Origin of the sequence: Marisediminitalea lipolytica, from assembly GCF_001758465.1 — a bacterium.
Classification (GTDB): domain Bacteria; phylum Pseudomonadota; class Gammaproteobacteria; order Enterobacterales; family Alteromonadaceae; genus Alteromonas; species Alteromonas lipolytica.
In genome coordinates this window covers 186,904-212,783 of the sequence record NZ_MJIC01000016.1, presented here as the reverse complement: position 1 = coordinate 212,783, position 25,880 = coordinate 186,904, and the positions used below count along the sequence as shown (strand labels likewise).

The window sequence follows — 25,880 nt, the reverse complement described above, 5'->3', positions numbered from 1 at the left end:
AGGCTCCTGTTAGTGATCAGAATGGTCCATGTCATGAGACATGGCCATTGCCGGTTGAATAGCAGTAATCACAAACTCTCCGTTGTGTATTTCAAAGGTAAAGCGGACAGTTTGTTCGCTATTAAAGGCAGTGAGCGAAATCCCCTCGGCTACCGTAAAGTCCATCGTGGCAGGTCCGCGCCCCCACTTCTCGATAGGCCCCCGACTGATATTCATAATGCGGCTGGTCTCATCTATGCGATTTATCACCCCATCAACCGTGGCATTAGGCACATCAGAAACGATGCTGTCGGCCTTAAGGTTAAGAATCTCAACCATGCCATCTGTGTCGCGATTAAGTTCAGCCGCCACACTGATGCCCGGTTCCAGCAAGGAATGATCAATGCCGCTGGTGAGGTCAAAATCCATGGTCATGCCCGGCCAGTCCCAGGCTTCGACGGGACCGTGACTTGCCGTAACGGTGTTATTTTCGTGGTCAATTGCTTCGATATTCAGCGTGACCCACTGTGTATCTGTGGGAGAGACCGCTTCCTCGGGGCCGGTTATTCGCGAAAGGTCAGCATCGATAGCACTTTCTGAGTCGATAAGGAAGGCGCCGTTTAAGACGACCTCATCGCCCTGTGACAGCCCGGCGGTAATCTCAGCATACTCATTGGTGATACGGCCTACCGCAACAGCTGTCGAGCGAAATTCGCCATTGCCTAATGCCAGCACTACCCGAGTATTCGCAGCCGTTCTGATTAATGCTGAGCGGGGAATAGCCAGCACAGTGTCTTCTGGCGTGTTAAAGGTAACGCTGGCATACATATTTGGCTTTAAATCCCTGGCAGTATTGTCCAGTTGCAGGCGAACTTTTAAGGCGCGGGTAATGGCATTTAGCTCCGGATATATAAAGTCGACCTGAGTGTCGAAATGTTGCTCAGGATAAGCGGGCAGTGTCACGCGGACCTGCTGGTTTGTGCTGATGCTACCAGCATAGCGCTGCGGTATTTCGGCGGTGATCCAGACTGAGTTCTGGCTGGCTATGGCTAACATAGTGGTGCCGGGTGTCACATAAAAACCCGGTCGGATATTGAGGTTTGTGACATAACCATCCTGTGGGACCGGAAAGGCAATTTGTTGCTGTACCTTGCCGCTTTTATCCAGTGTGGCAATGGCTGATGGTGGGAATTGTAAGGCTTTCAGCCTGTCACGAGCTGCATCCACTAAAGCTTTATGATTACGGCTGCGGGCCAGCAGGTATTCTTCCTGCGCATTAACCAGCTCTGGTGAGTAGAGGGTGTAGAGGGTGTCACCTTTTTTCACGGTCTGGCCATCCGTGGTGATTGATAAAGTCTCAATCCAGCCGCTTACGCGCGGATGTACATGAATAATATTATCTTCAGCAACTTCGACTACCCCCGTTGCCGTAATCGGTTGTGCGATATCCTGAAGTTCGGCTCGCGCAGTGGTTACCCCCAGACTCTGAACGATGTTGGGTGAAATGGAAACCGTACCAGGCTCTGCTTTCTCGTTGCCGGCGTATACTGGCACCAAATCCATCCCCATTGGCGATTTTCCGGGTTTATCGCGACGATAGCTGCTGTCCATTGGGGCAACCCAGTACAGGATTTCCTGCTCGCCTGCCGCTGTTGGCTGACTTTGCTCGTTTGGTTCTCCGAGAGGCAGTACAGCATAGCCAATGCTGACACCGGCTAACAGGGTTAATGTGGGCAGAATAAAACGTTTCATAAAGCATTCCCTGTGTGGTGAGAGGCGGGCTGCAGGTAAAAAGCCAGTTGTGTAATTAATGACGCCATATCGCCCTGTAAGGCCAGTAGTTTCATCTGGTCATCAATAAGTGCGAGGTTACTCTGCATGACATCAGAAAAATTACCGCTTGCCGTGGTGTAGGCATTAAGGGCGGCCTCGTAGTGCTGAAGACGCAGTGGCAGCAACGTATCGTGATAGCGTTTGAGCCGGGATGCCAGGGTTGGGTAGCGCGCATAGAGTTGCTTTACCTGACTTAGTTGCTGTTGAATAATCAGGCGTTTTTCGGTTTCCATACTTTCAGTTTCGGCCACGGTAGCCGCCAGGGCGGCCTGTTTTACCTGGCCGGAAAATAACGGTATGTCGACGCTCATGCCAACCGAAACAAAATCGGCACGCGACCGGTTGGCAGTGTCATCCTGCCGGTATGCATAGCTGGCGTTAAACTCCCACTGTGGGTCAAAGCTGGCGGCGACCTGCTGTTGATTAATCTTTTTAACGTCGATGGCGCTGTTTTGAATAAGCACCAATGGGTGCTGCTGCAGCCTGGCGAGCAGTGATGCCTGGTCAGGCGCAGGTAACGATTGTTCAAGTTGTGCGGTTAGCCAACGCTGGTCAGCTTGATTGGGTTGCAAATCGGTTAAGCCGCTCTGCTGTGCCGGCGTAAGCCAGTTTCCCAGGCTCGCCACTGCGCTTTGTTGTTGCGCCGTAATTGCCTCCAAACGATCCTCAAGAGCGGCGTGGAGTACTTCCATGCCTAACACATCATACTGGCTGGCGCCGGATGAACTGGCATAGTTATTAGCAATAGCCGTGGTTAACTGATCCAGCAGGTGCAGCTGTTCATTTACCAGATCTGCGCTGTTGTGCAGTACGATGACCGAAATCCAGGCCAGGGTGATGGCTCGGGTGACTTCCGCCTCGCGCAGAGCGCGCCTGGCCGGATGCTCAGTAGCGCGGGCGGCAAGTACATTGCGGGCAAGGTCGACAGAATCTCCTCGCGGTAACATCTGGCTGACACCCACCTTAAGCTGGGTCATGGCTTGTTCGTCAAGGGCAAAACCATCGACCGGCACATTTACCATTCCCACTGATACCCTTGGATCCGGTAACGGCTGAACCGCGTCGCGCTGCGCGTTAAGCGCCTGCTCACTATGGCGGCTTTGGGTCAGGGCATAGTCCTGAGTCATTGCCTGAGACAGCAGCTGTGGTAACTGCGGTTGTTCGCTTTGTTGTGCCGTCGCGGTCAGGTGCCAGCAATTGAGCAAAATGCCTGCTGACAAGGCATATAAAGAAGGAAGTTTCATACTTACTCCGGAAATATCATCGATCAGGTGAAATCACCCCTGTGCAATGCCAAAAACATTGCGGTATCCAGATTCTCAGAGTAAGTGTGTTGGCGGCCTAAGCAAGGAGGAGGTAAAACCGGCAAAAGCCAGCGCCGGACGGCCGCTGATTTCACCTGATGTCACTTTAACCGTTATCGGTGTATCCGTGCCAGTCAGATAGGTCACTAAATGTGTACTGACATGGTCACACTGGCAACCTGATTGGCTGCAGGATGAGCCTTGATGTGCGCAATGGCTGTTATTGTCATCCTGACAGCAATCGGCTTGATGAGCGTTTTCCACAGACTGACTGGCGTGAACCATCGGTAACGTGTCGCTGTTGTCGTTTGCGTGATGCATAGGACAATCGGACTGGCTGCTTTGCATTGCAGGCATGCTGTTAACTGATTTTGTATCCATCACGCGCACGGTATTTGCCTGCCCTGACAAAGGCAGCAAAATCAGCATGCTTAGCAATAAATATGAAAAAAGTCGTTGCACAAACCAGTCCATTTAATGTTGAAGTTTCAGTATACGGTAATCAGACAGGACAGGGAAATGCTGATTTATCTTTCATGAAGGTAAATCAACAATATGTCAATTTATCCCCCACGAAAGAGTAACAACACTCTGCTGAATTAATGTGTCAGGGCGTAGGCCTCTACGTCTGACCACACTCGCAGCAAGTTTTCTCCCAGCAGGCTGGCAATCTCTTTTTCGCTGTAGCCGCGATCCAGCAGGCCCTGCACCAGAGAAGGATAGGCCGATACATCTTTAAGCCCTACCGGCAGAGAGTCACCTACGCCGTCAAAATCTGAACCAATACCTACATGGTCAATGCCTATCAGGCCCACCACGTGATCAATGTGATCAAGTACGTCAGACAGGGTTGAGTAGGGATAAGGGTTTTCTTTTGCGTAGCTGTCAGCAAAGTTAGCCACTTGCTCACTGTCTTCGCCAAATTCCTTAATCAGGGCATTACGCTGTTTAGTGCGGTTATCACTCCATAACCGGGCTTCTTTAGTCACAAAGCCGGAGCCAAAGTTAATCATCACCACGCCGCCGTTCTCGCCAAGCTTTTTAATCATGTCGTCGGTCATGTTACGCTCAAAGCCGGGCGTAAATGTACGCAGTGATGAGTGCGAGGCGATCACCGGAACTTTACTTATCTCAATAGCCTGATAGAAAGCCTCGTCCGAAACGTGTGAAATATCAATCATAATACCGATGTTGTTCATGGCAGTAACCAGCTCTTTACCAAACGGGCTCAGGCCATGCCATTTGCGTCGGATATCGTAGGAAGAATCACTGATGTGATTAGCGCGTGAGTGAGCCAGGGTAATATAGCGAATACCACGCTCATAAAACTTTTCCAGGTTTTTCAGATCGCCCTGAATGGGTGAGCCATTCTCCATGCCCATGGGCAAAGAAATGAGGCCGTTGGCAAATTGCGCGCGAACATCCGCTGGGCTCTTTGCAATCGCAAATTTGTCCGGTGCCCGTGCCGTAATGGCTTCGACATTATCAATCAACATGTGAGCCAACTGCGTGGACTCAGCTGAATTATCCAGACTGGCTGGCACATAAATAGACATAAAAGGCGCATTGAGGCCGCCGCTGACCGCCCGTGGATAATCAAAATCACCGTCCTCTGTGGCCTGGGTCACATCTACCCATTTGTTGTGAACCCGATAGGGGACATCGATATGACCGTCAACAATGATGTAACGCTGAGCAATGTCCTGAGCGGTTGAGAGTCCCTTAGGGGGCTGTACGCTGTTTGCGGTTGACTGGCAACCGGCTAGCAGAGTCAGTGCCGCAAACGAACCCAGCAAATAAGAATGCTTCATGGTGTAAATCCTTGTTAATCAATATAAACGCTGCATGATATATAAAACCTACCATGATTTTCTGATTTACTCACCTGGTGGTTAGTGTGGTGCGATAGTTTGCGTTTTCATATTTTAGTCATCTTCAGGGCGTAGCCTTGCCATTGGCCCGCTCGCCGGGTGGCTGGACGCGCAACTTTAAATGCGCCATACTGCCTCCCGGCTGTTTTATATTCAGGCGGCTCCGGGTCAACAGGACCCTGGTTATCAGCGCCGTGAGCGCAGCGTTCTTTTTAATGAAACGCCCTGTAGAGGCGGCCATCCCGGGCTTTCAGTGAACTTGTTGGATTTCTCCCCTTGAATATTGAAACCAGGCCCTCATTAACTAATAAATAACAGGTGATGGTGCTTTGTGCACCGGACCACAATTTACATTTGAATCGAGATAGTACTTATGGCAATGAATTTCGTACCGCTGGATAAAAACAAACATAAAGATCTGAAAGTGGCGGTAGATCCGGCTTTTCCATACGCGAAAAACACCCACCTGGCGGCGGCTTCTATTCGTGAGTTCGCCCAGTTATCCGGTGCTATGCCGCTGGTGTTCATCCAGGATCCTAAAACCAGCAAGCACCACGTAGTAGCAATGCTGGGTATCGAGCCGGGTCAAAACCTGTATTTACACGACGACAAGTGGAATGCACCGCATATTCCGATGAATATTGTACGTTATCCCTTTGACGTGCGTCCGGACGGTGAAAAGCTGGGCGTTTACATTGATGAAAACAGCGACCTTATCAAAGACGACGGTCAGCCGTTGTTTAATGAAGAAGGCAATCCATCGGATTTCCTTAACAACCGTCAGCAGTTATTAGGTGATCTTGCCAACAGCGAAATGCTGACTCAGCAGTTTGTTGCTAAAGTGGTAGAACTGGATCTGTTAACGCCAATGCAACTGCGTGTGCAGTATACCAATGGTCAGGGCCGTAACGTAGGCGGTATCTTAGCCATCAATGAGAAAAAGTTATTTGAACTGGCCGACGACAAAGTCGTTGAGCTGCATAAAGCCGGCTTCATGGGTGCCTTGTATGCCATGATGCTGTCGCTGGGTCAGCTGAACCGTCTGATCGAAATGTCAGCCACCACCGAAAACCCAATTAAAGCGATGCAAATGGAGCCAGCTCCAGCTGAACAGGCTGAAGCCGCGCCACAGCAGTAATTTAAAAGCATTAAAAATAGCAATGAAGGGTGGGCATAAGCCCACCTTTTTTGTTTGCAATATCTCCCGCAAATTCGGAATGGTCTGTTATGTCTATTGTTCTTAACCAGCTCACTGTCAAACTAAATGATCAGCTGGTAGCTGAGTGCCCGCCGCTGACGATTGAACCCGGTCAGCACACCATAATCAGTGGCTTAAATGGCAGTGGTAAGTCGGTACTGGCGGCAGTGCTCGCCGGCGATGGAAAGGTACTGGCAGGACAGCGCGAAATAAGCGGGCGAACAGGTTGGGTGAGCGTTACCCAGCAACAACGTATTATCGAGGCTGAGCGGCGTAAAGACGATGCGGACATTCTTGATGTGGTGCCGGTGCCAAGTAGCGCCAGAGAGGTTATTTTACGTGGTTTACCGCAACCTGATAAAAGTCAGCAGGCGTTAGCAGAGCTGGCCGACTTGCTGGGCATAGCCGAACTGTTAGATCGTGAGTTTCTGGCGTTATCTACCGGTGAAACCAGAAAAGTTATCCTGACCCGTGAACTGCTGTTACAGCCGGACTGGCTGGTGCTCGATGAGCCATATGATGGCCTGGATGTGGAAACGGTTGCGCGGTTTTCCGCCTATCTGCAAACGCTGGCGGGTCGCTGCACCGTTATTATGGTGGTTAACCGGGTGAGTGAAATACCTGTCTGGGCGGGACGATTGCTGTTCATGCAAAATTACCGCGTAGCCTGGCAGGTCGAAGCACAGCCATTGAATGACGAAGCGTTAACCCCGCTGAATCAAATTTTGCATATCCAGCACAATGTGAAAGCGCTGCCCGGGCGCGACAGTGATTGTCATGCGCCGCTGCGTAGCGACCCGGATGCGCCACTGGTAAATCTTATTGACGGGCGCGTTGCCTGGGGTGACAACGTGGTGTTTGAGCATCTTAACTGGACTATCCGTCCTGGCGAGCACTGGCAGGTGACTGGTCCTAACGGGTCGGGCAAAACCTGTTTACTGACGCTAATCACCGGCGATAACCCGCTTTGTTACAGCAATAACCTTAATGTGTTTGGTTATCAACGGGGCAGTGGCGAAAGCATCTGGGATATCAAGCAGCACCTTGGGATTGTCTCTAACAGTCTGCATTTGCAGTACCGGGTAAACTGCTCGGTCGCCGATGTGGTGTGTTCCGGGTTTTACGACAGTATTGGGTTGTATAAAACCCCCACTGACCGTCAGCGCATGTTGTGTGGTGAATGGCTGTCTGCGGTGGGGCTTGATCACGAAGCTAAAACACCATTCCAGTCACTGTCTTTTGGCGACCAGCGGTTACTGCTGATCGTGCGTGCCATGGTTAAGCATCCGAGTCTGCTGATCCTGGATGAGCCCTGCAATGGCCTTGATGAAGTTAATCGCACCAAAGTGCTGGCGATGCTTGAGTTACTGGCCCGGGAAGGTGGCACCACCTTACTTTATGTGAATCATCACAGCGAAGATAAGATCCCCTCGATTCATCGCTGCCTGAATATGAGCGATTACCGATAAAGTAATTTTTTTTCGGTAATCAACTCAGACCTTTTTTGCATTAATTACCCACTTAACCTTAGCTTTACTTCTAAGGGGGATTAATTTCCCCACTTTTCCCCCTTTTTCCTTCTTTCTTATCAGCCACTTCAACGGAAACCGCGAAATTCGGGCTATTTGCCCCATTTGGTCACTCGTCTTGTACGGGCCGTTTTTGCTTGACAGTGGGGAGGAATGATACCTAAACTGTCAAAAGTGGGTAAAAGTGGCAAATAGTGGATCAAATAATCAACGTTTTACAGATTAGATCTCAAAAAACACGAATAATAAGATCAATACACAAAAGGCTAGGGGAATGTTCCGCGGCGCTAACGCAATCAATCTGGATTCCAAAGGGAGACTGGCTATACCGACAAAGCATCGGCAGCCCCTTCTGGATGATTGCGCCGGACAACTAATCTGCACGATTGACACCCAACAAAGCTGTTTGCTGCTTTACCCGCTTCCCGAATGGGAAGAAATCGAACTCAAGCTGAGCAAGTTTTCCAGCAATATTGAGCAGGAAAGACGGAAGATTCGTCTGTTACTGGGTTATGCCATCGATTGTGAAATGGATAAGAGCGGTCGCGTTCTCATTCCTGTACCTCTACGTAATCATGCCAAATTAGACAAAGAAATTCTCCTTGTCGGGCAATTAAATAAATTCGAAATCTGGGATTCAGAAATCTGGGCTAAACGTATCGAAGAAGATATGGAAGTTGAGCGTTCTGGTAACTTTGAGCTCACCGAGCGCTTACAGGACTTCTCGCTATGACCACGTCGTTTTCACATACCTCCGTGCTATTACAGGAGTGCCTGGATGGTCTGGCGATTAAGCCGGATGGTATCTACATTGATGCCACCTTCGGCCGGGGCGGTCATTCTGGAGAAATCTTAAAACAGCTGGGCGACAATGGGCGGTTAATCGCGTTCGACCGCGACCCTCAGGCAATCGAGGCAGCCGCGCGTTTTGCTGATGACGCCCGTTTTCAAATCGTTCACTCTGCCTTCGGTGATATGGCTGAAGTTATCGCCGGGATGGGCCTGACAGGCCAGATAGACGGCGTATTGATGGATCTGGGTGTGTCTTCGCCGCAGTTAGATGATGCTGAGCGCGGTTTTAGTTTTCTGCGTGACGGGCCGCTGGATATGCGCATGGATACCTCTCGCGGCCTGAGTGCTGCCGAATGGCTGACCAGCGCCGACGAACAGGATATCACTCAGGTAATCAAGGAATTTGGCGAAGAGAAGTTTGGTAAACGTATTGCTCATGCCATTGTTAACTTCCGTCAGACCCAGGCACTGACCCGCACCAGTCAGCTGGTGGATATCATTGACGAAGCCGTCCCGGTAAAAGACAAGTTTAAGCATCCGGCTACCCGCACTTTTCAGGGCATTCGCATTTATATTAACGCCGAACTGGATCAGCTCCGGGTTGGTCTTAAAGCCGCCACCGGGATCCTGAAACCCGGCGGACGTCTGGCTGTAATTTCGTTTCACTCGCTGGAAGATCGTCTGGTTAAGCGCTTTATGAAGGAGCAAAGCAAAGGAAAGGCATTACCACCGGGCTTACCGGTTACTCAGGCCGAGATTGATGCTGACAAAGTGCTGACCTTAATTGGCAAAGCCATTAAACCCGGCGATGAAGAATTAAAACACAACGTACGATCCCGTAGTGCGGTGCTCAGGGTAGCGGAAAAACGATGACTGGCTCGACGACCAACTTCAATTTTCTCCTCATCCTGGTTACCGAATTGACCCGCCATAAGCTGCGGGTTTTGTTGTTTATAGCGGTTATCGCCAGCGCACTGGCGGTGATCTTAAGTACCCACCATAACCGGCAGCAAAATATTGCGCTGGAAGAGCTGATGCGCGAGAAAGATCAGCTGGATGTGGAGTGGCGTAATCTGGTACTTGAACAGCGCGCGCTGACCGAACACAACCGTATCGAAGCCATGGTTGAAAAGGAACTCGACATGCACCGTCCGGGTGTGAATGACGAGGTAGTGGTGCGGATTAAATGACAACCATTGCGCTGAAACCCAATAAAGGCAAGGCCGGCGGAGCGAAGATGAACACCCGCCCTGGTCCCATGCAGTGGCGCTTTTTTTTGGTGCTGGGCATTATTGTGCTGGTATTCCTTATCCTGGCGCTCCGTACTGCGTTTATTCAGGTTATTGCGCCGGACGCCCTGATTGAGCAAGGCGACAGCCGTACGCTGCGCACCCGCAATACGCCTACTTATCGCGGCCTGATTACCGACCGTAACGGTGTGGAGCTGGCAGTCAGCGTACCGGTGAGAGCTATCTGGGCCGACCCGAAAATTATTCACGAGCAAAATGGCCTGAATCAGACCCGCCGTTGGCTGGCGCTGTCAGAAGTGCTGGGTCAGGATGTTGATGAGCTGGTGGAAAAGGTGGGTAACCCCAAACGCCGGTTTGTGTATCTCCAGCGCCAGGTGTCACCCGCCATGGCGGATTATGTCGAGAAGCTGGAAATTCCCGGCGTGTACCTGCGCAAGGAATCACGCCGCTATTATCCAACCGGTGAAGTGGCAGCGCAGTTAATTGGTATCACCAACGTCGATGACAAAGGTATCGAGGGGCTGGAAAGGTTGTACGATGACTGGCTTACCGGTTCACCGGGTAGCCGTAAAATTCGTCGCGATGCTAAGGGACGGCAGGTGGAGATCCTCGAAACCAAAGATGGTGAGGCGGCGGGTAACCTGGCGTTGACTATCGATCAACGTATTCAGGCTCTGGCCTATCGTGAGATCAAAGAAGCCATGCTGTATTATCAGGCCAGTTCGGCTTCAGCCATTGTGGTGGATGTGCACAGTGGTGATGTCCTCGCGATGGTCAATGCGCCGTCGTTTAATCCCAATGATCGTAATGATATTGCCCCTCACCGTATGCGTAACCGCGTGATTACTGATGCGTTTGAGCCAGGCAGCTCCATGAAGCCGCTGGCGGTACTGAGCGCACTGGAATTTGGTGCGGTAAAAGCCGGTGATATTGTGGATACCTCACCGGGCTGGATGCGACTGGGCGGCAGTCTGGTAAAAGATCACCGTAACTACGGTAAGCTGAGTCTTGCCGAAATCATTCAGCACTCGAGTAATATGGGGACATCGAAACTGGCATTGTCAGTGCCCAGGCAGTTTTTACTCGACTCTTATTACAATATGGGGCTGATGTCGGATACCGGGATCAACATGCCCGGTGAAAGCAGCGGTATTTTCCATGAGCGCAATCGTTGGTCTGAATTTGAACTGGCGACATTGTCTTTTGGTTACGGTATTTCTGTGACTACAGCGCAGCTGGCCCGTATGTATGCCACTATCGCCTCCGGTGGTATTAAACGGCCACTCAACATAGTTAAAAATTCTGGCAGCGAGGCCTTTAAGCCCGATGCCGAGCGGGTTATCAGTGAGAAAAATGCCCAGGCCATCATGGCAATGATGGAAACCGTGACTCAGGATGATGGTTCCGGCGTGAAAGCGCGGATCCCTGGCTATCGGGTGGCGGGTAAAACCGGTACCAGCCGTAAAGCGGTAGCCGGCGGTTATGGCGAAGAATACGTCAATATTTTTGCCGGTATTGCGCCGCTCAATGATCCGCAGCTTGTCACCGTGGTGTTAATCAATGAACCTGGTGGCGATCTTTACCATGCGGGTGATACGGCTGCACCGGTGTTCTCTGAAATCATGGGGGGGGCGCTGCAATTGCTAAACATTGCACCGGATGATCGTCAGGTAAGCGCCACTCAGGTGATTGAGAGGTCAGTCAATGGTGGTTAACGCTTTTGTGCAGAGTTTGCATGCCCTGTTAATTAAGTTTGGTATTAATGCGCCGGATATCCGCGTGCATGGGATGACCCTGGATAGCCGCGAAGTTACCCCTAAACTGGTTTTTGTGGCGGTCAAAGGTCATGCCAATGACGGTCGTGATTTTATTCCTCAGGCGATTAGCCTGGGCGCGCGGGCGGTGCTTGCCGAAGCTGATGAAGCTGGCGAGCATGGTCAGATTCTGATGCGCGAACAAACCGTTATCGTTAAAGTATGGGAGCTGTCAGCATTACTTTCTTCGCTGGCTGCGGCGTTTTATGATTATCCGGCCAATAAACTGGCGACCATTGCGGTAACCGGTACTAACGGTAAAACATCCGTGGTGCAGTTGATCAGTCAGATGAAGCACCTGTTAGGCCATCGCGCCGCCTCTATTGGTACGCTGGGCAGTGGTATTTACCGGGACGAACAAAACAGCAAGCCACCGGCCAATGGCAATACCACCCCTGATGCCATATCAATGCAATATTTGCTGGCCGAATTTGTTCAGCAGGAAGTTAATCAGGTTGCCTATGAGGCATCATCCCATGCGCTGGTGCAAAACCGCTTAAAGCAGGTAAACACCGAAATTGCGGTATTTACTAATCTGACCCGGGATCATCTCGATTACCACGGCACCATGGAAGCTTATGCAGAGGCAAAACTGGGGCTGCTTGAATTACCCGGCTTGCATTCCGTTGTACTTAACTATAACGATGAAGCCAGTAAGGCCTGGGCGTTAAAGGCCCGGCCATCAGTGCAGAAGGTCTGGACTGCGGTGGTGCCAGAACCTGTGCAGAATTTGCCAGAAGGTCGCTATTGTTTCGCCACAAACGTGCAATACCATGCCAATGGATGCCAGTTCAGACTGGCGACATCCTGGGGAACTACCGTGGTGCAAACCGAACTGTTAGGGCACTTTAATATCGCCAATTTAATGAGTGCAACGGCGGCTTTACTGTCTCAGGGCGAGCGCTTTGACAACGTGGTAAAAACCATTGAACAGGTGCATGCCGTAGCAGGCCGTCTGGAAGTGTTTGAATTTAACCAGCACGCCAATGTTGTAGTGGATTATGCCCATACGCCTGACGCACTGACTCAGGCCCTGAAAGCGCTGAGGCTGCATACCCAGGGTAAACTCTGGTGCGTGTTTGGTTGCGGGGGCGACCGGGATAAGGGTAAGCGGCCGCTGATGGCAAAGGCTGCCGAGCAGGATGCTGATGTACTGATCATCACAACTGACAACAGTCGTTCTGAAAGCCCCGAAGCTATTGCCGCCGACATCAGAGCCGGATTGGCAAAACCAGAACTGGCCCGGGACATACCGGATCGTGAACAGGCAATACGCTATTGTCTGGAACAGGCCGGTCCTGATGATTTAATTCTGGCGGCTGGCAAAGGCCATGAGAGCTACCAAATCATCGGTAATAAAAAAATAAATTATAACGAACGGGAAGTGATTGCCCGTTTGCAGCAGGAGTGCAGCAAATGATTACAACGTCTTTGATGTGGATTGCAGAGCAAATCGAGGGTCGCCTGACGGGCGAGGACTGCACTATTTCTGCTATCAGCACGGATACACGTACCCTGACAGAAGGTGCGTTGTATCTGGCTTTAAAAGGCACTAATTTTGATGGCCATGGCTTTATTGAAGCCGCCGAAAAAGCCGGCGCAGCGGCAGTTATCGCCAGCCAGCCAGTGGAAACTGCGCTGCCGGTGATTTATGTCGAGGATACCAAGCTTGCCCTAGGGCAACTTGGCGCGGCAGTAAAACGCGAATTTAATCCTAAAACTATCGGTATTACCGGCAGCAGTGGCAAAACCACGGTAAAAGAAATGTGCGCCGCTATTCTCTCGCGCCGCGGCAACGTACTGGCGACCGCGGGTAACTTTAACAACGAGATTGGCGTGCCACTCACTTTGTTACGTCTGACGCCGGAACATGAATATGCCGTGGTGGAAATGGGCGCTAATCATCTGGGTGAAATCGCCTACACCACCAATCTGGTGAAACCGGATGTGGCCACTATTGTTAACGCGGCAGCCGCGCATCTTGAAGGTTTCGGCAGTTTACTGGGCGTAGCTCGTGCGAAAAGTGAAATATTCAAAGGCCTCGGCGACAAGGGACTGGCTATAGTCAATCAGGACAGTCAGTTTGCTGAATTCTGGTTGGGCAAACTGAAACATCAGCCTGTGCAGACTTTCGCGCCGGACAGCCAGAACAGCCAGTCGGACTTTTATGCTACTGATATTATTATTGATTTGAATGGTTGTGCGGAATTCGTTTTACATTCTTTACACGGCAGTACAGACATTCGTCTGTCAATTCCTGGCATGCACAATGTGGGTAATGCGCTGGTAGCTGCGGCGCTTACTATGGCTGTGGGTGCCACTTCAGAAGACGTTAAATACGGGTTACAGGACATGCAGGCCGTAGGCGGTCGCTTAAAGGTTATTGCGTTAACAGATCAGGTGCGAATTCTGGATGATACCTATAACGCTAATGTGGGCTCGGTTAAGGCAGCGATAGACACGCTGGCCAGTTTTGCCGGTCGCCGGGTGCTGGTACTGGGCGATATGGGGGAGCTGGGAGAAAAAGCCCGCTACTACCATGAACAGGTAGGCGAATACGCAAAAGAGAAATTTATTGATTGTTTATATACGGTGGGCGTGTTGAGTCAAAGTGCCTCGACCGCCTTTGGTGAAAACGGGTTTCACTTCAGCGAGCAAGCGGCACTGATTACCGCTCTGGAACAGGATTTAGGGCTGGAACAGCGGGATCTTACGCTTTTGGTGAAGGGATCCCGTAGTGCCAGAATGGAAAACGTTATAGCGGCATTGGAGACTTCGCCGCTGGGAAAGCTTAGTCGTCGGCGGGAGAAAATAGCATGTTAATATGGCTCGCCGACTGGCTGACACAATTTGAAAGCGGCTTTAACGTTTTCTCTTATCTTACACTGAGAGCAATTTTAAGTACCCTCACGGCGTTGCTGATAGCCATTATTATTGGCCCGAAAATGATCCGTTGGTTACAGCGTATGCAGATAGGTCAGACCGTGCGTACTGATGGTCCGGAATCTCACCTCTCTAAATCTGGTACGCCGACCATGGGCGGCCTGCTAATTCTTGCCGCTATAGTTATTAGCGTGTTGTTATGGGCTGATCTCACCAACACTTATGTACTGGTAACGCTGTTTGTGGTGGTGACATTTGGCATTATTGGCTTTGTCGATGACTACCGTAAAGTGGTGCGTAAGGACTCGAAAGGATTAATCGCCCGCTGGAAATATTTCTGGCAGTCGGTGATTGCGCTGACCGTGGCTTTTTATCTGTATTCATCGGCACAGACCATGGAAGAGACGGCGCTGGTGGTACCGTTTTTTAAAGAGGTATTGCCACAGCTGGGTATTCTGTATATCGCTATTGTTTACTTTGCGCTGGTGGGCACCAGTAACGCAGTAAACCTGACAGACGGACTGGATGGCCTGGCCATTGTTCCTACCATTTTAGTGGCTGGCGCCTTTGCTATTTTTGCGTATGTAACTGGTAACGTGAACTTTTCTACCTACCTGAACATTCCGCATATTCCGATGACCAGTGAACTTGTTATTGTCTGTACTGCCATTGTTGGTGCTGGTCTGGGATTCCTTTGGTTTAATACCTATCCGGCTATGGTGTTTATGGGGGATGTTGGTTCCCTGGCGCTGGGTGGCACCCTGGGCGTGCTGGCGGTACTGGTACGTCAGGAAATCGTACTGATCATTATGGGTGGCGTATTTGTTATGGAAACCCTGTCAGTCATTATGCAGGTTGGCTCTTACAAATTACGGGGGCAGCGGATTTTCCGAATGGCACCTATTCACCACCACTACGAATTAAAGGGCTGGCCGGAACCACGGGTAATCGTGCGCTTCTGGATCATCTCTCTGATTCTGGTGTTAATTGGCTTAGCAACGTTGAAACTACGGTAAATGATGACAGCAGCACAGCGTTCGGGACAGTATGTAGTAGCCGGTCTGGGCAAGACCGGACTCTCCTGTGTGCGCTTTTTACAACAGCAGGGTCTGCCATTCAAAGTATGGGATACCCGCGCGGACTTTCAGGTCTCAGACGCACTGGCGCAAGAGGTCAATGCCGAAATTACCTGTGGGTCGCTGCCAGAAAATTACTGGCAGGGAGTGACAAATTTAGTGCTGAGTCCCGGGATTGCAACCGATTTGCCTGCGGTAAAAAACGCCCGGCAAGCAGGTGTCGCCGTTATCGGGGATATTGAACTCTTTGCCGGCAAGGTATCCCATCCGGTGATCGGCGTTACCGGTTCTAATGGCAAAACCACGGTGACCTTACTCACCACGCATATCCTCAGGCAGCTGGGCATTAATGCCGTTGCCGCGGGCAATGTTGGTTTACCTGCCCTGGACTCACTTAACGAAAGTGCGGCGGTAACGGTACTCGAATTATCCAGTTTCCAGTTAGATACCACCCACAGTCTTAATCTGGCTGCGGGCGCTATTCTGAATATTTCTGCGGATCACCTCGACCGTCACCATACTCTGGCGGCTTACGGTGAGGCAAAACAACGGATCTTTAATCATTGTCAGGTTGCAGTGATCAACCGCGATGATGCCAATACCAAACCTGCCAAAGCAGTCGAACATCTGCTTACCGTGGGCGGTACGGCATCAGCAACGGGGTTTGGCTGGCAGCAAGAGCCACAGCTAATTACCTTTAACGGTGAGCCGTTGCTGGCAATGACGGATACTGCTCTGGTGGGCTTGCACAATGTACTAAACATTCAAACCGCACTGGCGTTGGTCAGCGTGCTGAGTAATGACATACAGGCCGCTGCAGAAGCGGTGAAGTCTTTTAAACCTGCGCCGCACCGCTGCACAAAAGTTGCTCAGGTTGCTGGTGTGAGTTTTATTGATGATTCTAAAGCGACTAACATTGGCGCTACCCAGGCGGCACTGGCTGGCCTGGCCGGGAGTCTGCCTGGTAAGCTCATTCTGATAGCCGGTGGCGATGCTAAGGGCGCGGATTTAACCGAACTGGCACCGCTGCTGGATAAATACGTTGATACTGTTATTGCCATTGGTCGTGATGGCAAAGTATTAAGTGAGATAGCGGCGCAAGGGAGCTACGTTAACAGCCTGTCTGAAGCCGTTCAGCAAGCTTTTGCCATGGCTGCTGAAGGCGATACCGTATTGTTGTCGCCGGCCTGCGCGAGCCTGGATATGTTTTCCAGTTATCAGCATCGTGCTGAAGTGTTTTATCAGGCTGTGATGGAGTTAACTGCATGAATGCCGTAACGACTCATCTCGCCGGGCTGTTTGCTGCCCGCCACGATAAACCCGCCGGCAATGCGCCGGCTTTTGACGGCGGCATTGTACTGGTGTGTTTTGCGTTAATGGCTATCGGTTTGATTATCGTCACCTCGGCATCCATGCCAGTGGCGGAACGTCTCCATGACAATCCTTTTTACTTCTCTATTCGCCACGGTATTTATCTGATTGGCGCTATTATCGCCGCTATGATTACCGTGCAGCTGCCGATGCAGTTCTGGCGCGTAGCTAATCCTTACATGCTGCTCGCCGCCATCGGCTTACTCATTGCTGTATTGCTGATAGGCCGGAATGTAAACGGGTCTACCCGCTGGCTGGTGCTGGGGCCAATAACCGTGCAGGCTGCTGAGCCGGCCAAGCTGTTCTTCTTTTGTTATCTGGCCGGCTACATGGTGCGCCGCTACGACGAAGTCACCGAAAACCTCAAAGGGTTCATTAAACCCCTGTTTGTCTTTTTTATTCTGGCGGTACTTCTGCTTGCTCAGCCTGACCTTGGAACTGTGGTTGTAATGCTGGCTACAACCATGGGTCTGCTGTTTTTGGCCGGGGCCAGACTGTGGCAGTTTTTTGCCCTGTTATTTGCTGGCGTATTGGCCGTAGTTCTGCTGATTGTTGATTCTGAATACCGCTTGGCGCGGGTAACGTCTTTCTGGGATCCCTGGGCTGATCCTTTTGGCAGCGGCTATCAGCTGACCCAGTCCTTAATGGCGTATGGTCGTGGTAACTGGTTTGGTCAGGGACTGGGTAACAGCTTGCAAAAACTGGAATTTTTACCCGAAGCACACACCGACTTTGTAATGGCTATTCTGGCCGAAGAACTCGGGTTTAGCGGGGTAATGGTCGTACTGCTATTGATGCTGTGGCTGGTTATCCGGGCGTTACAGATAGGCAATAAGGCGTTAGCCAACGAACGGCCTTTCGACGGTTTCTTAGCCTATGCCATTGGGATTTGGTTTAGCTTTCAAACGGCAGTCAATATTGGTGCCAGCGCGGGCATCTTACCCACCAAGGGATTAACCCTGCCTTTGGTCAGTTACGGTGGCTCCAGTTTAATTGTCATGGCGGTGACGGTATCGGTGCTGTTGCGTATCGACTTTGAAATGCGGGTGGCTGGCGTACAGGCGCTGGACAAAGGGCGTAAGCGCGAAGGCAAGCCAAAGAACAAAGCGATTACCAAGCCAGCAGAGCCAGCGAATGCGGACGAAGCCGGAGAACCAGAAGATGAATAAGCGTTGTCTGATTATGGCTGGCGGTACCGGCGGGCATGTGTTTCCGGGCATTGCCGTGGCAAATGAACTAACGCGCCGCGGCTGGCATATAGACTGGTTGGGCACCGCCGAAAGAATGGAAGCGCAGGTGGTACCGGCGCATGGTTTCCCCATTCACTTTATTCCGGTGAAAGGATTACGCGGCAAGGGGATTGTGGCGCGTTTGAGTGGCGTGTTGGCACTGGTTAAATCTTTGCTGAATGCCAGAAAGCTGCTGCAGGAACTTAAGCCGGATGTAGTTATAGGTATGGGCGGCTATGCCAGCGGCCCGGGCGGGATTGCCGCCAAAACCCTGGGCATTCCGGTCATTATTCACGAGCAAAATGCCGTGCCCGGGATGACCAATAAATTGCTGGCGCGCATTGCAGAAAAAGTCATGCTGGGATTTGCCTCGGCGCAGTCCTATTTCGGCAATGGCAAAGATAAATGTCAGGTGGTCGGCAACCCGGTGCGCCACGATATTCTGGCTATCACGCCGCATACCGAAACGGCCACGCCTATGCGTATGCTGGTGATTGGCGGCAGCCTCGGAGCGCGACCGTTAAATGAACAATTGCCGCAAATATGCCAGGCTTTTCCGGGACTGGTTATCCGTCACCAATGCGGCAAAGGCAACGAACAAAGTGTCCGGGAAGCCTACGGAAAGAGTACGGCTACGGTTACGGAATTTATTAATGATATGGCCGCCGCCTATGACTGGGCCGATTTTGTTGTTTGTCGGGCTGGTGCTCTGACGGTGGCTGAAATCGCAGCAGCGGGAAAACCAGCGATATTTGTGCCCTTACCCCATGCAGTGGACGATCATCAGACTTTAAATGCGCGCTCCCTGGCTGATCAGAATGCCGCCAAAGTGGTGGCACAAGCAGCACTTGGTGACGAATTACCGGTAATACTGCGGGACTGGCTGGAAAATCCTGCTGACTGTGTCAGGATGGCGGCCAATGCAAAACAGTTTGCACCTTACAATGCAGCAGAGCAGGTGGCCGACGCCTGTGAAGCTTTAACCAAAGAGAGATAGCGGTAAATGGTTTTAGAAACGCCTTTTCAAAGTCCACAAATGCGAAAAATAACGCGCATATTTTTTGTGGGCATTGGCGGTGCTGGCATGGGCGGTATCGCCGAAGTGCTGTTAAACGAAGGCTATGATATTGCCGGTTCTGACATTCAGGCTGGTGCAATGACTGAGCGCCTTACTGCGCTTGGGGCTGATATTGCCATTGGTCACCGCGCCGAAAACGTGGTGGATGCCAATGTTGTGGTAGTGTCCAGTGCCATTAACGAAGCGAACCCGGAAATTCAGTACGCCAGAGAGCAGCGCATTCCGATTATTCGCCGCGCCGAAATGCTGGCTGAGTTAATGCGATTCCGGCATGGTATTGCTGTTGCGGGTACCCATGGTAAGACGACTACCACCAGTTTAATTGCGACGATTTTTGCCGAAGCAGAACGCGATCCAACTTTTGTTATTGGCGGGCTACTCAACAGCGCTGGCACGAACGCCAGACTGGGTAGCAGTCGCTATCTGATTGCCGAAGCCGATGAGAGCGACGCGTCGTTTTTGCATCTGCAGCCGATGATGAGTGTGGTGACCAATATTGAAGCGGACCACATGGAAACCTACGGTGGTGATTTTAGTAAAATGACCGACACCTATATTGAATTTCTGCATAACCTGCCTTTTTACGGACAGGCTGTGGTATGCGGCGACGATAAGGTGATTCGGCAGCTTTTACCGGATATCGGTCGCAGCGTAATTACCTATGGTCTTAATGACGATAACGATGTCTACGCGTCAGATATCCATTTTAGTTTTGGTTCGGCACACTTTACGGTGCATCGTCCGGAAAGAACGCCCCTTGCCATCAGCTTAAATCAGACCGGCAAACACAATGTTCTCAATGCCCTGGCAGCTATTACCGTTGCCAGCGAAGAAGGTATTGATGATGAGTCTATCCAGCGCGCACTGGCAGGGTTTGGTGGTATTGGCCGCCGCTTTGAAGTGCTTGGCCAGTTTACCACCAGTATTGGTGATGTGACCCTGGTAGATGATTATGGCCATCATCCCACTGAAGTAGCGGCGACCATTGAAGCGGCGCGCAACAATTGGCCCGGCCAACGGATCGTGATGATTTATCAGCCCCATCGTTACACCCGTACCCGGGATCTGTATGAGGATTTTGTCGAAGTTCTGTCGCAGGTGGATTGTCTGCTATTGCTGGACGTTTATGCGGCCAGTGAGCAACCGATTGACGGTGCTGACAGCCGTTCGTTGGCCCGCTCTATTCGTGCCAGAGGCCAGCTTGAGCCAGTTTACGTCAGCGAACATGATGAATTACCGGCTATTCTGGCCAACCAGCTTAAACCGGGAGATATCGTGATGACCCAGGGCGCTGGTAACGTAGGGCAGTTAGCCAGAAAGCTGGCGGCTATGCAATTAGAACCTGAAGACATGCATCGGGAGGGGCAATAATGGCCTTAACAACCTGTTCGCCAGCCGCTTACGGTCGTGTAGCGGTGTTGTTTGGTGGTGATTCCGCCGAACGTGAAGTGTCACTGCGGTCTGGTGCTGCGGTACTAAACGCGCTGATTCAGGCTGGCGTCGATGCCTTTGGTTTTGATACGGCTGAACGTCAAATAACTGAATTAATTGATGAAAAGGTTGATCGCGTGCTGATTATGCTGCACGGTCGGGGCGGTGAAGATGGCAGCATGCAAGGGGCCTTGCAACAGCTGAAGATCCCCTACACCGGTAGTGGTGTTTTAGGCTCAGCGCTGGCTATGGATAAAGTGCATAGCAAACAAATCTGGCAATGTTTAAATATTCCTACGGCGAAATATGAAATTGCTATGAAAAGTCGCTTTGAAGCTGGATCATGCGGCGCTATAATGAATAAATTAGGGGGAAAAGTCATGGTTAAACCGGCTCGGGAAGGTTCGAGCATCGGGATGGCCAAAGTGACAAGCGCTAAACAACTCGCGACTGCCATAGAAGATGCTTTTAAATACGATAACACAGTCTTACTTGAGCAGTATATTGAAGGTCCTGAATTTACCGTTGCCGTTGTGCAAGGGCAGGCATTACCTTCGATCCGCATGTCTACCCCACATATATTTTACGATTATTCGGCAAAGTATCAGGATAATACGACCGAATATTTTTGTCCGAGTGGCTTATCTGATGAAGATGAGCAGCACCTGGCATCGCTTTGTGCATTAGCCTTTGAGGCGCTTTCAGCAACAGGCTGGGGGCGTGTTGATGTGATGCAGGACAAACAAACTGGTGAATTTTTTCTGCTTGAAGCGAATACCGTACCCGGCATGACTGAAAAGAGTCTGGTACCTAAAGCGGCCGCCGCTGCCGGGGTCAGTTTTACCGAGTTGGTATTAGCTATTCTGGCAACCAGTATGGAGTGACACGAGAATGTCAGCGCAGCAGCGACAGGCCCCATGGGGCGGTATTGCCTTTTTGGTCGTGTTAGTTGTGATGTTGATCATCGGTGGCGTGCATACCTACAACTGGATGCAGGATGAGCAGCAGGCGCCGGTACAGGTAATAGATTTTTCGGGCCAGTTTGAACAACTGGATGTACTGAGACTGGAGCGTTTAATCCGGCAGTCGCAACCGGGCAGTTTTTTCGCTCTGGATGTGAATGATATTCACCAGTTGCTGGAAGATCAGGCCTGGGTATATCGGGCCTCGGTGCGCAAACAATGGCCAAACCGGTTAAAGGTTTACCTGGTGGAGCAAACGCCAGTGGCCAGATGGAACGAAGATTTAATGTTAAACCCTTACGGTGAGAGTTTTAACGCTGAAGGAAAGCAACTGGGGCTACCAAGATTATTTGGCCCTGGTGGCAGCGAAAAAACCGCCCTGGAAGGTTTTAACGCCATGCAAAAGTTGTTGCATAGCCGTCAGTTGCAAATTAAGGAACTGTCGTTATCTGAGCGCTTTGCATGGCAGGTACAGCTGGTCAATGGCATAGAGATAAACCTGGGACGACAGGAATTTATTGACCGGTTACAACGATTTGTAGATATCTATCCCTTGCTGACAGAGCAACCTAAAGCTGTCAGTTATGTGGATTTACGTTATGACACAGGGCTGGCTGTAGGCTGGCAGAATGATGCTGACAATAGTCAGAGTAAAAGTTAACAAGAGATAAGCGACATATGTCTAAACCGACCGAACGTAATTTGATTGTAGGACTGGATATCGGCACCAGCCGGGTGAAAGCCGTCCTCGGAGAATTACTCGACGATGATCAAATCAGTATCGTAGGTGTCGGTACCCATCCTGCCCGGGGCATGGATAAAGGCGGTGTAAACGATTTGAACCTGGTGGTTAAATCGGTACAAAGCGCGGTAAACGAAATGGAACTGATGGCGGATTGTCAGGTCTCTTCTGTGTTTATGTCGATTTCTGGCCGTCATGTGAAATGCCAGAATGAAAGCGGTATGGTACCGATTAACAATCAGGAAGTGACCCAGGAAGACGTAGATAACGTGGTTCACGCCGCACGTTCGGTTCCCATTGCTGCGGAAAGACGCTTACTGCATGTGTTGCCACAGGAATTTACTATCGATGTGCAAGAGGGCATTAAAAACCCGATTGGCATGTCCGGGGTAAGAATGGAAGCCGAAGCGCACATTATTACTTGTGCTGACGACATGGCAAAAAACCTGGTGAAATGCATTGAGCGCTGCGAATTGCACGCTGACCAGCTGATTTTTTCAGCGCTGGCGTCCAGTTATGCTGTGCTTACCGATGACGAGCGTGAATTAGGTGTCTGTGTTGTTGATATTGGTGCAGGCACCATTGATATTGTCATCTATACTGATGGGGCGATTCGCTATACGGCAGTAATTCCGTTGGCCGGTAATCAGATTACCAGTGATATTGCAAAAATCTTCAGAACACCTATCAGTAACGCTGAAGAAATAAAAGTTAACTATGCCTGCGCGCTAAAAGACATGGTTAGCATGGAAGAGAGTATTGAGGTGCCCAGCGTTGGCGGTCGTCCTGCCCGCGTTATGTCCCGCCATACTCTGGCAGAGGTCATAGAACCTCGGTATCAGGAATTATTTGAACTGATACACAAAGAAATTAAAAAAAGTGGTTTTGAAGAGCAAATTGCAGCCGGACTGGTATTAACCGGTGGTACGGCAAAAATGGAAGGTGCTGTCGAAATCGCTGAAGAAATTTTCCAGATGCCTGTAAGGGTAGGCAGCCCGCTTAACATGGTGGGGTTATCGGAATATACCGATGACGCAAGTTTTGCGACTGCCGTGGGCCTGCTCCACTATGGAAAAATGCAAGCAGATAATAAAAAAACGAGTAAGCAACGCGCTTCAGATAGCTTGTTTAAGCGCGTGCAAAGCTGGTTTAAGGGTGAATTTTAATTTTAGGGGGCGCTTAGGTTTATCTGTATGAGTCATGGAATGCTCAGAATGCAGTTAAGCTCAAGTGTTAGAAAGACGTACAAAACCGGAGAGTAAGTATGTTTGAGTTAATGGATAGCCACGGCGAAGAAGCCGTAATCAAAGTCATCGGTGTCGGTGGCGGCGGTGGCAATGCTGTTGAACACATGGTGTCACAAAGCATTGAAGGCGTAGAATTTATTGCAGTTAACACCGATGCACAGGTGTTACGTAGTTCATCTGCAGATGTCACGTTACAAATTGGTTCTAATGTAACCAAAGGTCTTGGCGCTGGCGCGGATCCTAACAAGGGGCGCGAAGCTGCACAGGAAGACCGTGAGACCATCAGACAGGCACTGGAAGGTGCTGATATGGTCTTTATTACCGCGGGTATGGGCGGTGGTACTGGTACCGGTGCGGCGCCAGAGGTAGCTAAAATTGCCCGTGAGATGGGTATTCTTACCGTTGCGGTAGTGACTAAACCTTTCCCGTTCGAAGGTAAAAAACGTACTGATTTTGCTAATCAGGGCACCGACGAACTGGCGAAAAACGTTGACTCACTGATCACTATTCCCAATGAAAAATTGCTCAAGGTGATGGGGCCGGGTACGCCTCTGCTGCAAGCGTTCAGCGAAGCCAACAACGTGTTACGTGGCGCGGTGCAGGGGATTGCAGAGCTGATCACCCGTCCGGGTTTAATTAACGTGGATTTCGCCGACGTGAAAACCGTGATGTCAGAAATGGGCACAGCCATGATGGGTAGTGGTTCAGCTTCAGGTCCGGATCGCGCAGAAGAGGCTTCTGAAGCCGCAATTGCCTGTCCGTTGCTGGAAGATATCGACTTGTCTGGTGCTCGTGGTATTCTGGTTAATATCACTGCTGGTCCGGACTTCGCTATCGACGAATTTGAGACCGTAGGTAATGCCGTTAAGGCCTTTGCTTCAGAAAACGCTACTGTAGTAGTAGGTACCGTTATCGACATGGAAATGACCGACGAACTACGCGTTACAGTTGTAGCCACTGGCATTGGTGCTGAGCGTAAGCCGGATATTTCTCTGGTTAGTTCGGAAGGCTCGCGTTTAAGTGCTTCAGCCCGTGAGTTCCACTCAAGCGGTGAGTCACGCGCAGTAGGCGGCACAGAAGGTAGTCATGCATTAAAAGCTGACGAAAATGCGCAGCCGGGCAACGACCTGGAATACCTGGATATCCCGGCCTTTTTGCGTAAGCAAGCCGACTAAAGGGTAAACAAATATTTACAGGGGGCTTGTCCAAAAGGTTAAGGTTGTTCATAAAATAACCGATATCTTTGACAAGTAAGTAAAGGCTAACTATAATGTTCGGCCGCTTTAGGTTAGGTGTTTTTTATAGCCATGATTAGACAACGTACAATTAAACATGCTGTCCAGGAAACTGGCATAGGTTTGCACAAAGGGGACAAGGTCACGATGACTCTCCGGCCTGCGCCTGCAAACACGGGAATCGTGTTTCGGCGTATTGACCTTGAACCGCATGTCGATATTCACTCCCGCGCAAATGCGGTGGGGAATACCATGTTGTGTACCTGTCTGAATAATGATGACGGCGTGAGCATTCACACTGTTGAACACTTAGCTTCAGCATTGGCAGGCCTCGGTATCGATAATATTATCGTTGAGGTGAACAGCAACGAACTTCCCATTATGGATGGCAGTGCCAGTCCGTTTGTGTTTTTGTTGCAGTCGGCCGGTATCGAAGAATTAAACGCGCCAAAACGTTTTATTCGTATGACCAGAACCGTGCGGGTAGAAGACGGTGACAAATGGGCAGAACTGCGCCCATACGATGGTTTCCGGGTAGATTTTCAAATTGATTTTGACCACCCGGTTATCAGTCAGACCCGTCAACATATGGTTATGGACTTCGACTCTTGTTCATACGTGAACGAAGTCAGCCGTGCCCGTACTTTTGGTTTTATGCGTGATCTGGAATACATGAACGCTAACAACCTGGCGTTGGGCGGTAGTATGGAAAATGCCGTTGCGCTGGATGACTATCGGGTGCTGAATCCTGAAGGTCTGCGTTATGACGATGAGTTCCTGAAACACAAGATACTTGATGCAATTGGTGACCTTTATTTAGGTGGTCATAGCATTATTGGCGAACTAGCTGCATACAAAACCGGCCACGGTCTTAACAATAAACTGTTAAATGCTGTACTGGCTCAGCAGGATTGCTGGGAATATGTGACTTACGAGTCACAGGAAGATGCGCCTATTCGCTATGCTCAGCCTGCGCTGGTTTAGCACATTTTGCTGAAAAAGCCGCCCTTGTGGCGGCTTTTTTGTTGTTTAATAGGGCAAAATGTCGCTAGAATG

At 50.6% G+C, this 25,880-nt stretch carries 22 protein-coding genes; 18 read left to right on the top strand and 4 right to left on the bottom strand.

Annotated elements, in window-relative coordinates; genetic code table 11:
- Nucleotides 1-9 precede the first annotated feature (9 nt).
- From BFC17_RS19430 to BFC17_RS19415, 4 genes are all read right to left on the bottom strand, one after another.
- The gene (locus tag BFC17_RS19430) at nucleotides 10-1,731 is read right to left on the bottom strand and encodes an efflux RND transporter periplasmic adaptor subunit (RefSeq protein WP_070178175.1); all 1,722 of its coding nucleotides are present in this window, start codon (nucleotides 1,729-1,731) and stop codon (nucleotides 10-12) included.
- Nucleotides 1,728-3,056: a TolC family protein gene (locus tag BFC17_RS19425; protein WP_070178174.1), complete on the bottom strand. Its 1,329-nt coding sequence runs from the start codon at nucleotides 3,054-3,056 to the stop codon at nucleotides 1,728-1,730. Before BFC17_RS19425 ends, BFC17_RS19430 begins: the two co-directional genes overlap by 4 nt.
- Nucleotides 3,057-3,131: 75 nt before the next feature.
- A complete protein-coding gene (locus BFC17_RS19420; protein WP_139142148.1) occupies nucleotides 3,132-3,578 on the bottom strand; it encodes a hypothetical protein in 447 nt (148 codons plus the stop codon).
- Nucleotides 3,579-3,715: 137 nt separating this feature from the next.
- Complete coding sequence (locus BFC17_RS19415) at nucleotides 3,716-4,927, bottom strand: dipeptidase (protein WP_070178172.1); 1,212 nt, start codon at nucleotides 4,925-4,927, stop codon at nucleotides 3,716-3,718.
- 433 nt (nucleotides 4,928-5,360) lie between these two features.
- Between BFC17_RS19415 and BFC17_RS19410 the strand changes: the two genes are divergently transcribed.
- The 18 genes from BFC17_RS19410 (at nucleotide 5,361) to lpxC (ending at nucleotide 25,808) form a co-directional block, all read left to right on the top strand.
- The gene (locus BFC17_RS19410; RefSeq protein ID WP_070178171.1) at nucleotides 5,361-6,125 is read left to right on the top strand and encodes a SapC family protein; all 765 of its coding nucleotides are present in this window, start codon (nucleotides 5,361-5,363) and stop codon (nucleotides 6,123-6,125) included.
- A gap of 89 nt (nucleotides 6,126-6,214) precedes the next feature.
- Complete coding sequence (gene modF, locus BFC17_RS19405; RefSeq protein ID WP_070178170.1) at nucleotides 6,215-7,654, top strand: molybdate ABC transporter ATP-binding protein ModF; 1,440 nt, start codon at nucleotides 6,215-6,217, stop codon at nucleotides 7,652-7,654.
- A gap of 334 nt (nucleotides 7,655-7,988) precedes the next feature.
- The gene (mraZ, locus tag BFC17_RS19400; RefSeq protein WP_070178169.1) at nucleotides 7,989-8,447 is read left to right on the top strand and encodes a division/cell wall cluster transcriptional repressor MraZ; all 459 of its coding nucleotides are present in this window, start codon (nucleotides 7,989-7,991) and stop codon (nucleotides 8,445-8,447) included.
- Nucleotides 8,444-9,379, top strand: a complete 936-nt coding sequence (rsmH, locus tag BFC17_RS19395) for a 16S rRNA (cytosine(1402)-N(4))-methyltransferase RsmH (RefSeq protein ID WP_070178168.1) — start codon at nucleotides 8,444-8,446, stop codon at nucleotides 9,377-9,379. Before mraZ ends, rsmH begins: the two co-directional genes overlap by 4 nt.
- Nucleotides 9,376-9,696 carry a cell division protein FtsL gene (gene ftsL / locus BFC17_RS19390; RefSeq protein ID WP_070178167.1) on the top strand — a complete coding sequence of 107 codons (321 nt, stop codon included), beginning with the start codon at nucleotides 9,376-9,378 and terminating at the stop codon, nucleotides 9,694-9,696. Before rsmH ends, ftsL begins: the two co-directional genes overlap by 4 nt.
- Nucleotides 9,693-11,471, top strand: a complete 1,779-nt coding sequence (locus BFC17_RS19385) for a penicillin-binding transpeptidase domain-containing protein (RefSeq protein WP_070178166.1) — start codon at nucleotides 9,693-9,695, stop codon at nucleotides 11,469-11,471. Before ftsL ends, BFC17_RS19385 begins: the two co-directional genes overlap by 4 nt.
- Nucleotides 11,461-12,990 carry a UDP-N-acetylmuramoyl-L-alanyl-D-glutamate--2,6-diaminopimelate ligase gene (locus BFC17_RS19380; RefSeq protein ID WP_070178165.1) on the top strand — a complete coding sequence of 510 codons (1,530 nt, stop codon included), beginning with the start codon at nucleotides 11,461-11,463 and terminating at the stop codon, nucleotides 12,988-12,990. Before BFC17_RS19385 ends, BFC17_RS19380 begins: the two co-directional genes overlap by 11 nt.
- On the top strand, nucleotides 12,987-14,393 hold the full coding sequence (locus BFC17_RS19375; protein WP_070178164.1) for a UDP-N-acetylmuramoyl-tripeptide--D-alanyl-D-alanine ligase: 1,407 nt from the start codon (nucleotides 12,987-12,989) through the stop codon (nucleotides 14,391-14,393). The genes BFC17_RS19380 and BFC17_RS19375 overlap by 4 nt, the downstream gene beginning before the upstream one ends.
- Nucleotides 14,387-15,469 carry a phospho-N-acetylmuramoyl-pentapeptide-transferase gene (gene mraY / locus BFC17_RS19370; protein ID WP_070178163.1) on the top strand — a complete coding sequence of 361 codons (1,083 nt, stop codon included), beginning with the start codon at nucleotides 14,387-14,389 and terminating at the stop codon, nucleotides 15,467-15,469. Before BFC17_RS19375 ends, mraY begins: the two co-directional genes overlap by 7 nt.
- Nucleotides 15,470-16,798 (top strand): UDP-N-acetylmuramoyl-L-alanine--D-glutamate ligase, encoded by a 1,329-nt coding sequence (murD, locus tag BFC17_RS19365; protein WP_229680995.1) that lies wholly within the window; start codon nucleotides 15,470-15,472, stop codon nucleotides 16,796-16,798.
- On the top strand, nucleotides 16,795-18,069 hold the full coding sequence (gene ftsW, locus BFC17_RS19360) for a cell division protein FtsW (RefSeq protein ID WP_070178162.1): 1,275 nt from the start codon (nucleotides 16,795-16,797) through the stop codon (nucleotides 18,067-18,069). Before murD ends, ftsW begins: the two co-directional genes overlap by 4 nt.
- Nucleotides 18,062-19,126: an undecaprenyldiphospho-muramoylpentapeptide beta-N-acetylglucosaminyltransferase gene (gene murG / locus BFC17_RS19355; RefSeq protein WP_070178161.1), complete on the top strand. Its 1,065-nt coding sequence runs from the start codon at nucleotides 18,062-18,064 to the stop codon at nucleotides 19,124-19,126. The genes ftsW and murG overlap by 8 nt, the downstream gene beginning before the upstream one ends.
- A gap of 6 nt (nucleotides 19,127-19,132) precedes the next feature.
- The gene (murC, locus tag BFC17_RS19350; protein ID WP_070178160.1) at nucleotides 19,133-20,578 is read left to right on the top strand and encodes a UDP-N-acetylmuramate--L-alanine ligase; all 1,446 of its coding nucleotides are present in this window, start codon (nucleotides 19,133-19,135) and stop codon (nucleotides 20,576-20,578) included.
- A complete protein-coding gene (locus tag BFC17_RS19345; RefSeq protein WP_070178159.1) occupies nucleotides 20,578-21,522 on the top strand; it encodes a D-alanine--D-alanine ligase in 945 nt (314 codons plus the stop codon). Before murC ends, BFC17_RS19345 begins: the two co-directional genes overlap by 1 nt.
- Nucleotides 21,523-21,529: 7 nt before the next feature.
- Nucleotides 21,530-22,261, top strand: a complete 732-nt coding sequence (locus BFC17_RS19340; protein ID WP_070178158.1) for a cell division protein FtsQ/DivIB — start codon at nucleotides 21,530-21,532, stop codon at nucleotides 22,259-22,261.
- A 17-nt stretch (nucleotides 22,262-22,278) separates the two neighbouring features.
- Entirely contained in the window at nucleotides 22,279-23,508 is a 1,230-nt protein-coding gene (gene ftsA / locus BFC17_RS19335) for a cell division protein FtsA (protein ID WP_070178157.1), read from the top strand.
- Between the two features lie 98 nt (nucleotides 23,509-23,606).
- Nucleotides 23,607-24,764: a cell division protein FtsZ gene (gene ftsZ / locus BFC17_RS19330; RefSeq protein WP_070178156.1), complete on the top strand. Its 1,158-nt coding sequence runs from the start codon at nucleotides 23,607-23,609 to the stop codon at nucleotides 24,762-24,764.
- A 132-nt stretch (nucleotides 24,765-24,896) separates the two neighbouring features.
- Nucleotides 24,897-25,808: a UDP-3-O-acyl-N-acetylglucosamine deacetylase gene (gene lpxC / locus BFC17_RS19325; RefSeq protein WP_070178353.1), complete on the top strand. Its 912-nt coding sequence runs from the start codon at nucleotides 24,897-24,899 to the stop codon at nucleotides 25,806-25,808.
- Nucleotides 25,809-25,880: the final 72 nt, after the last annotated feature.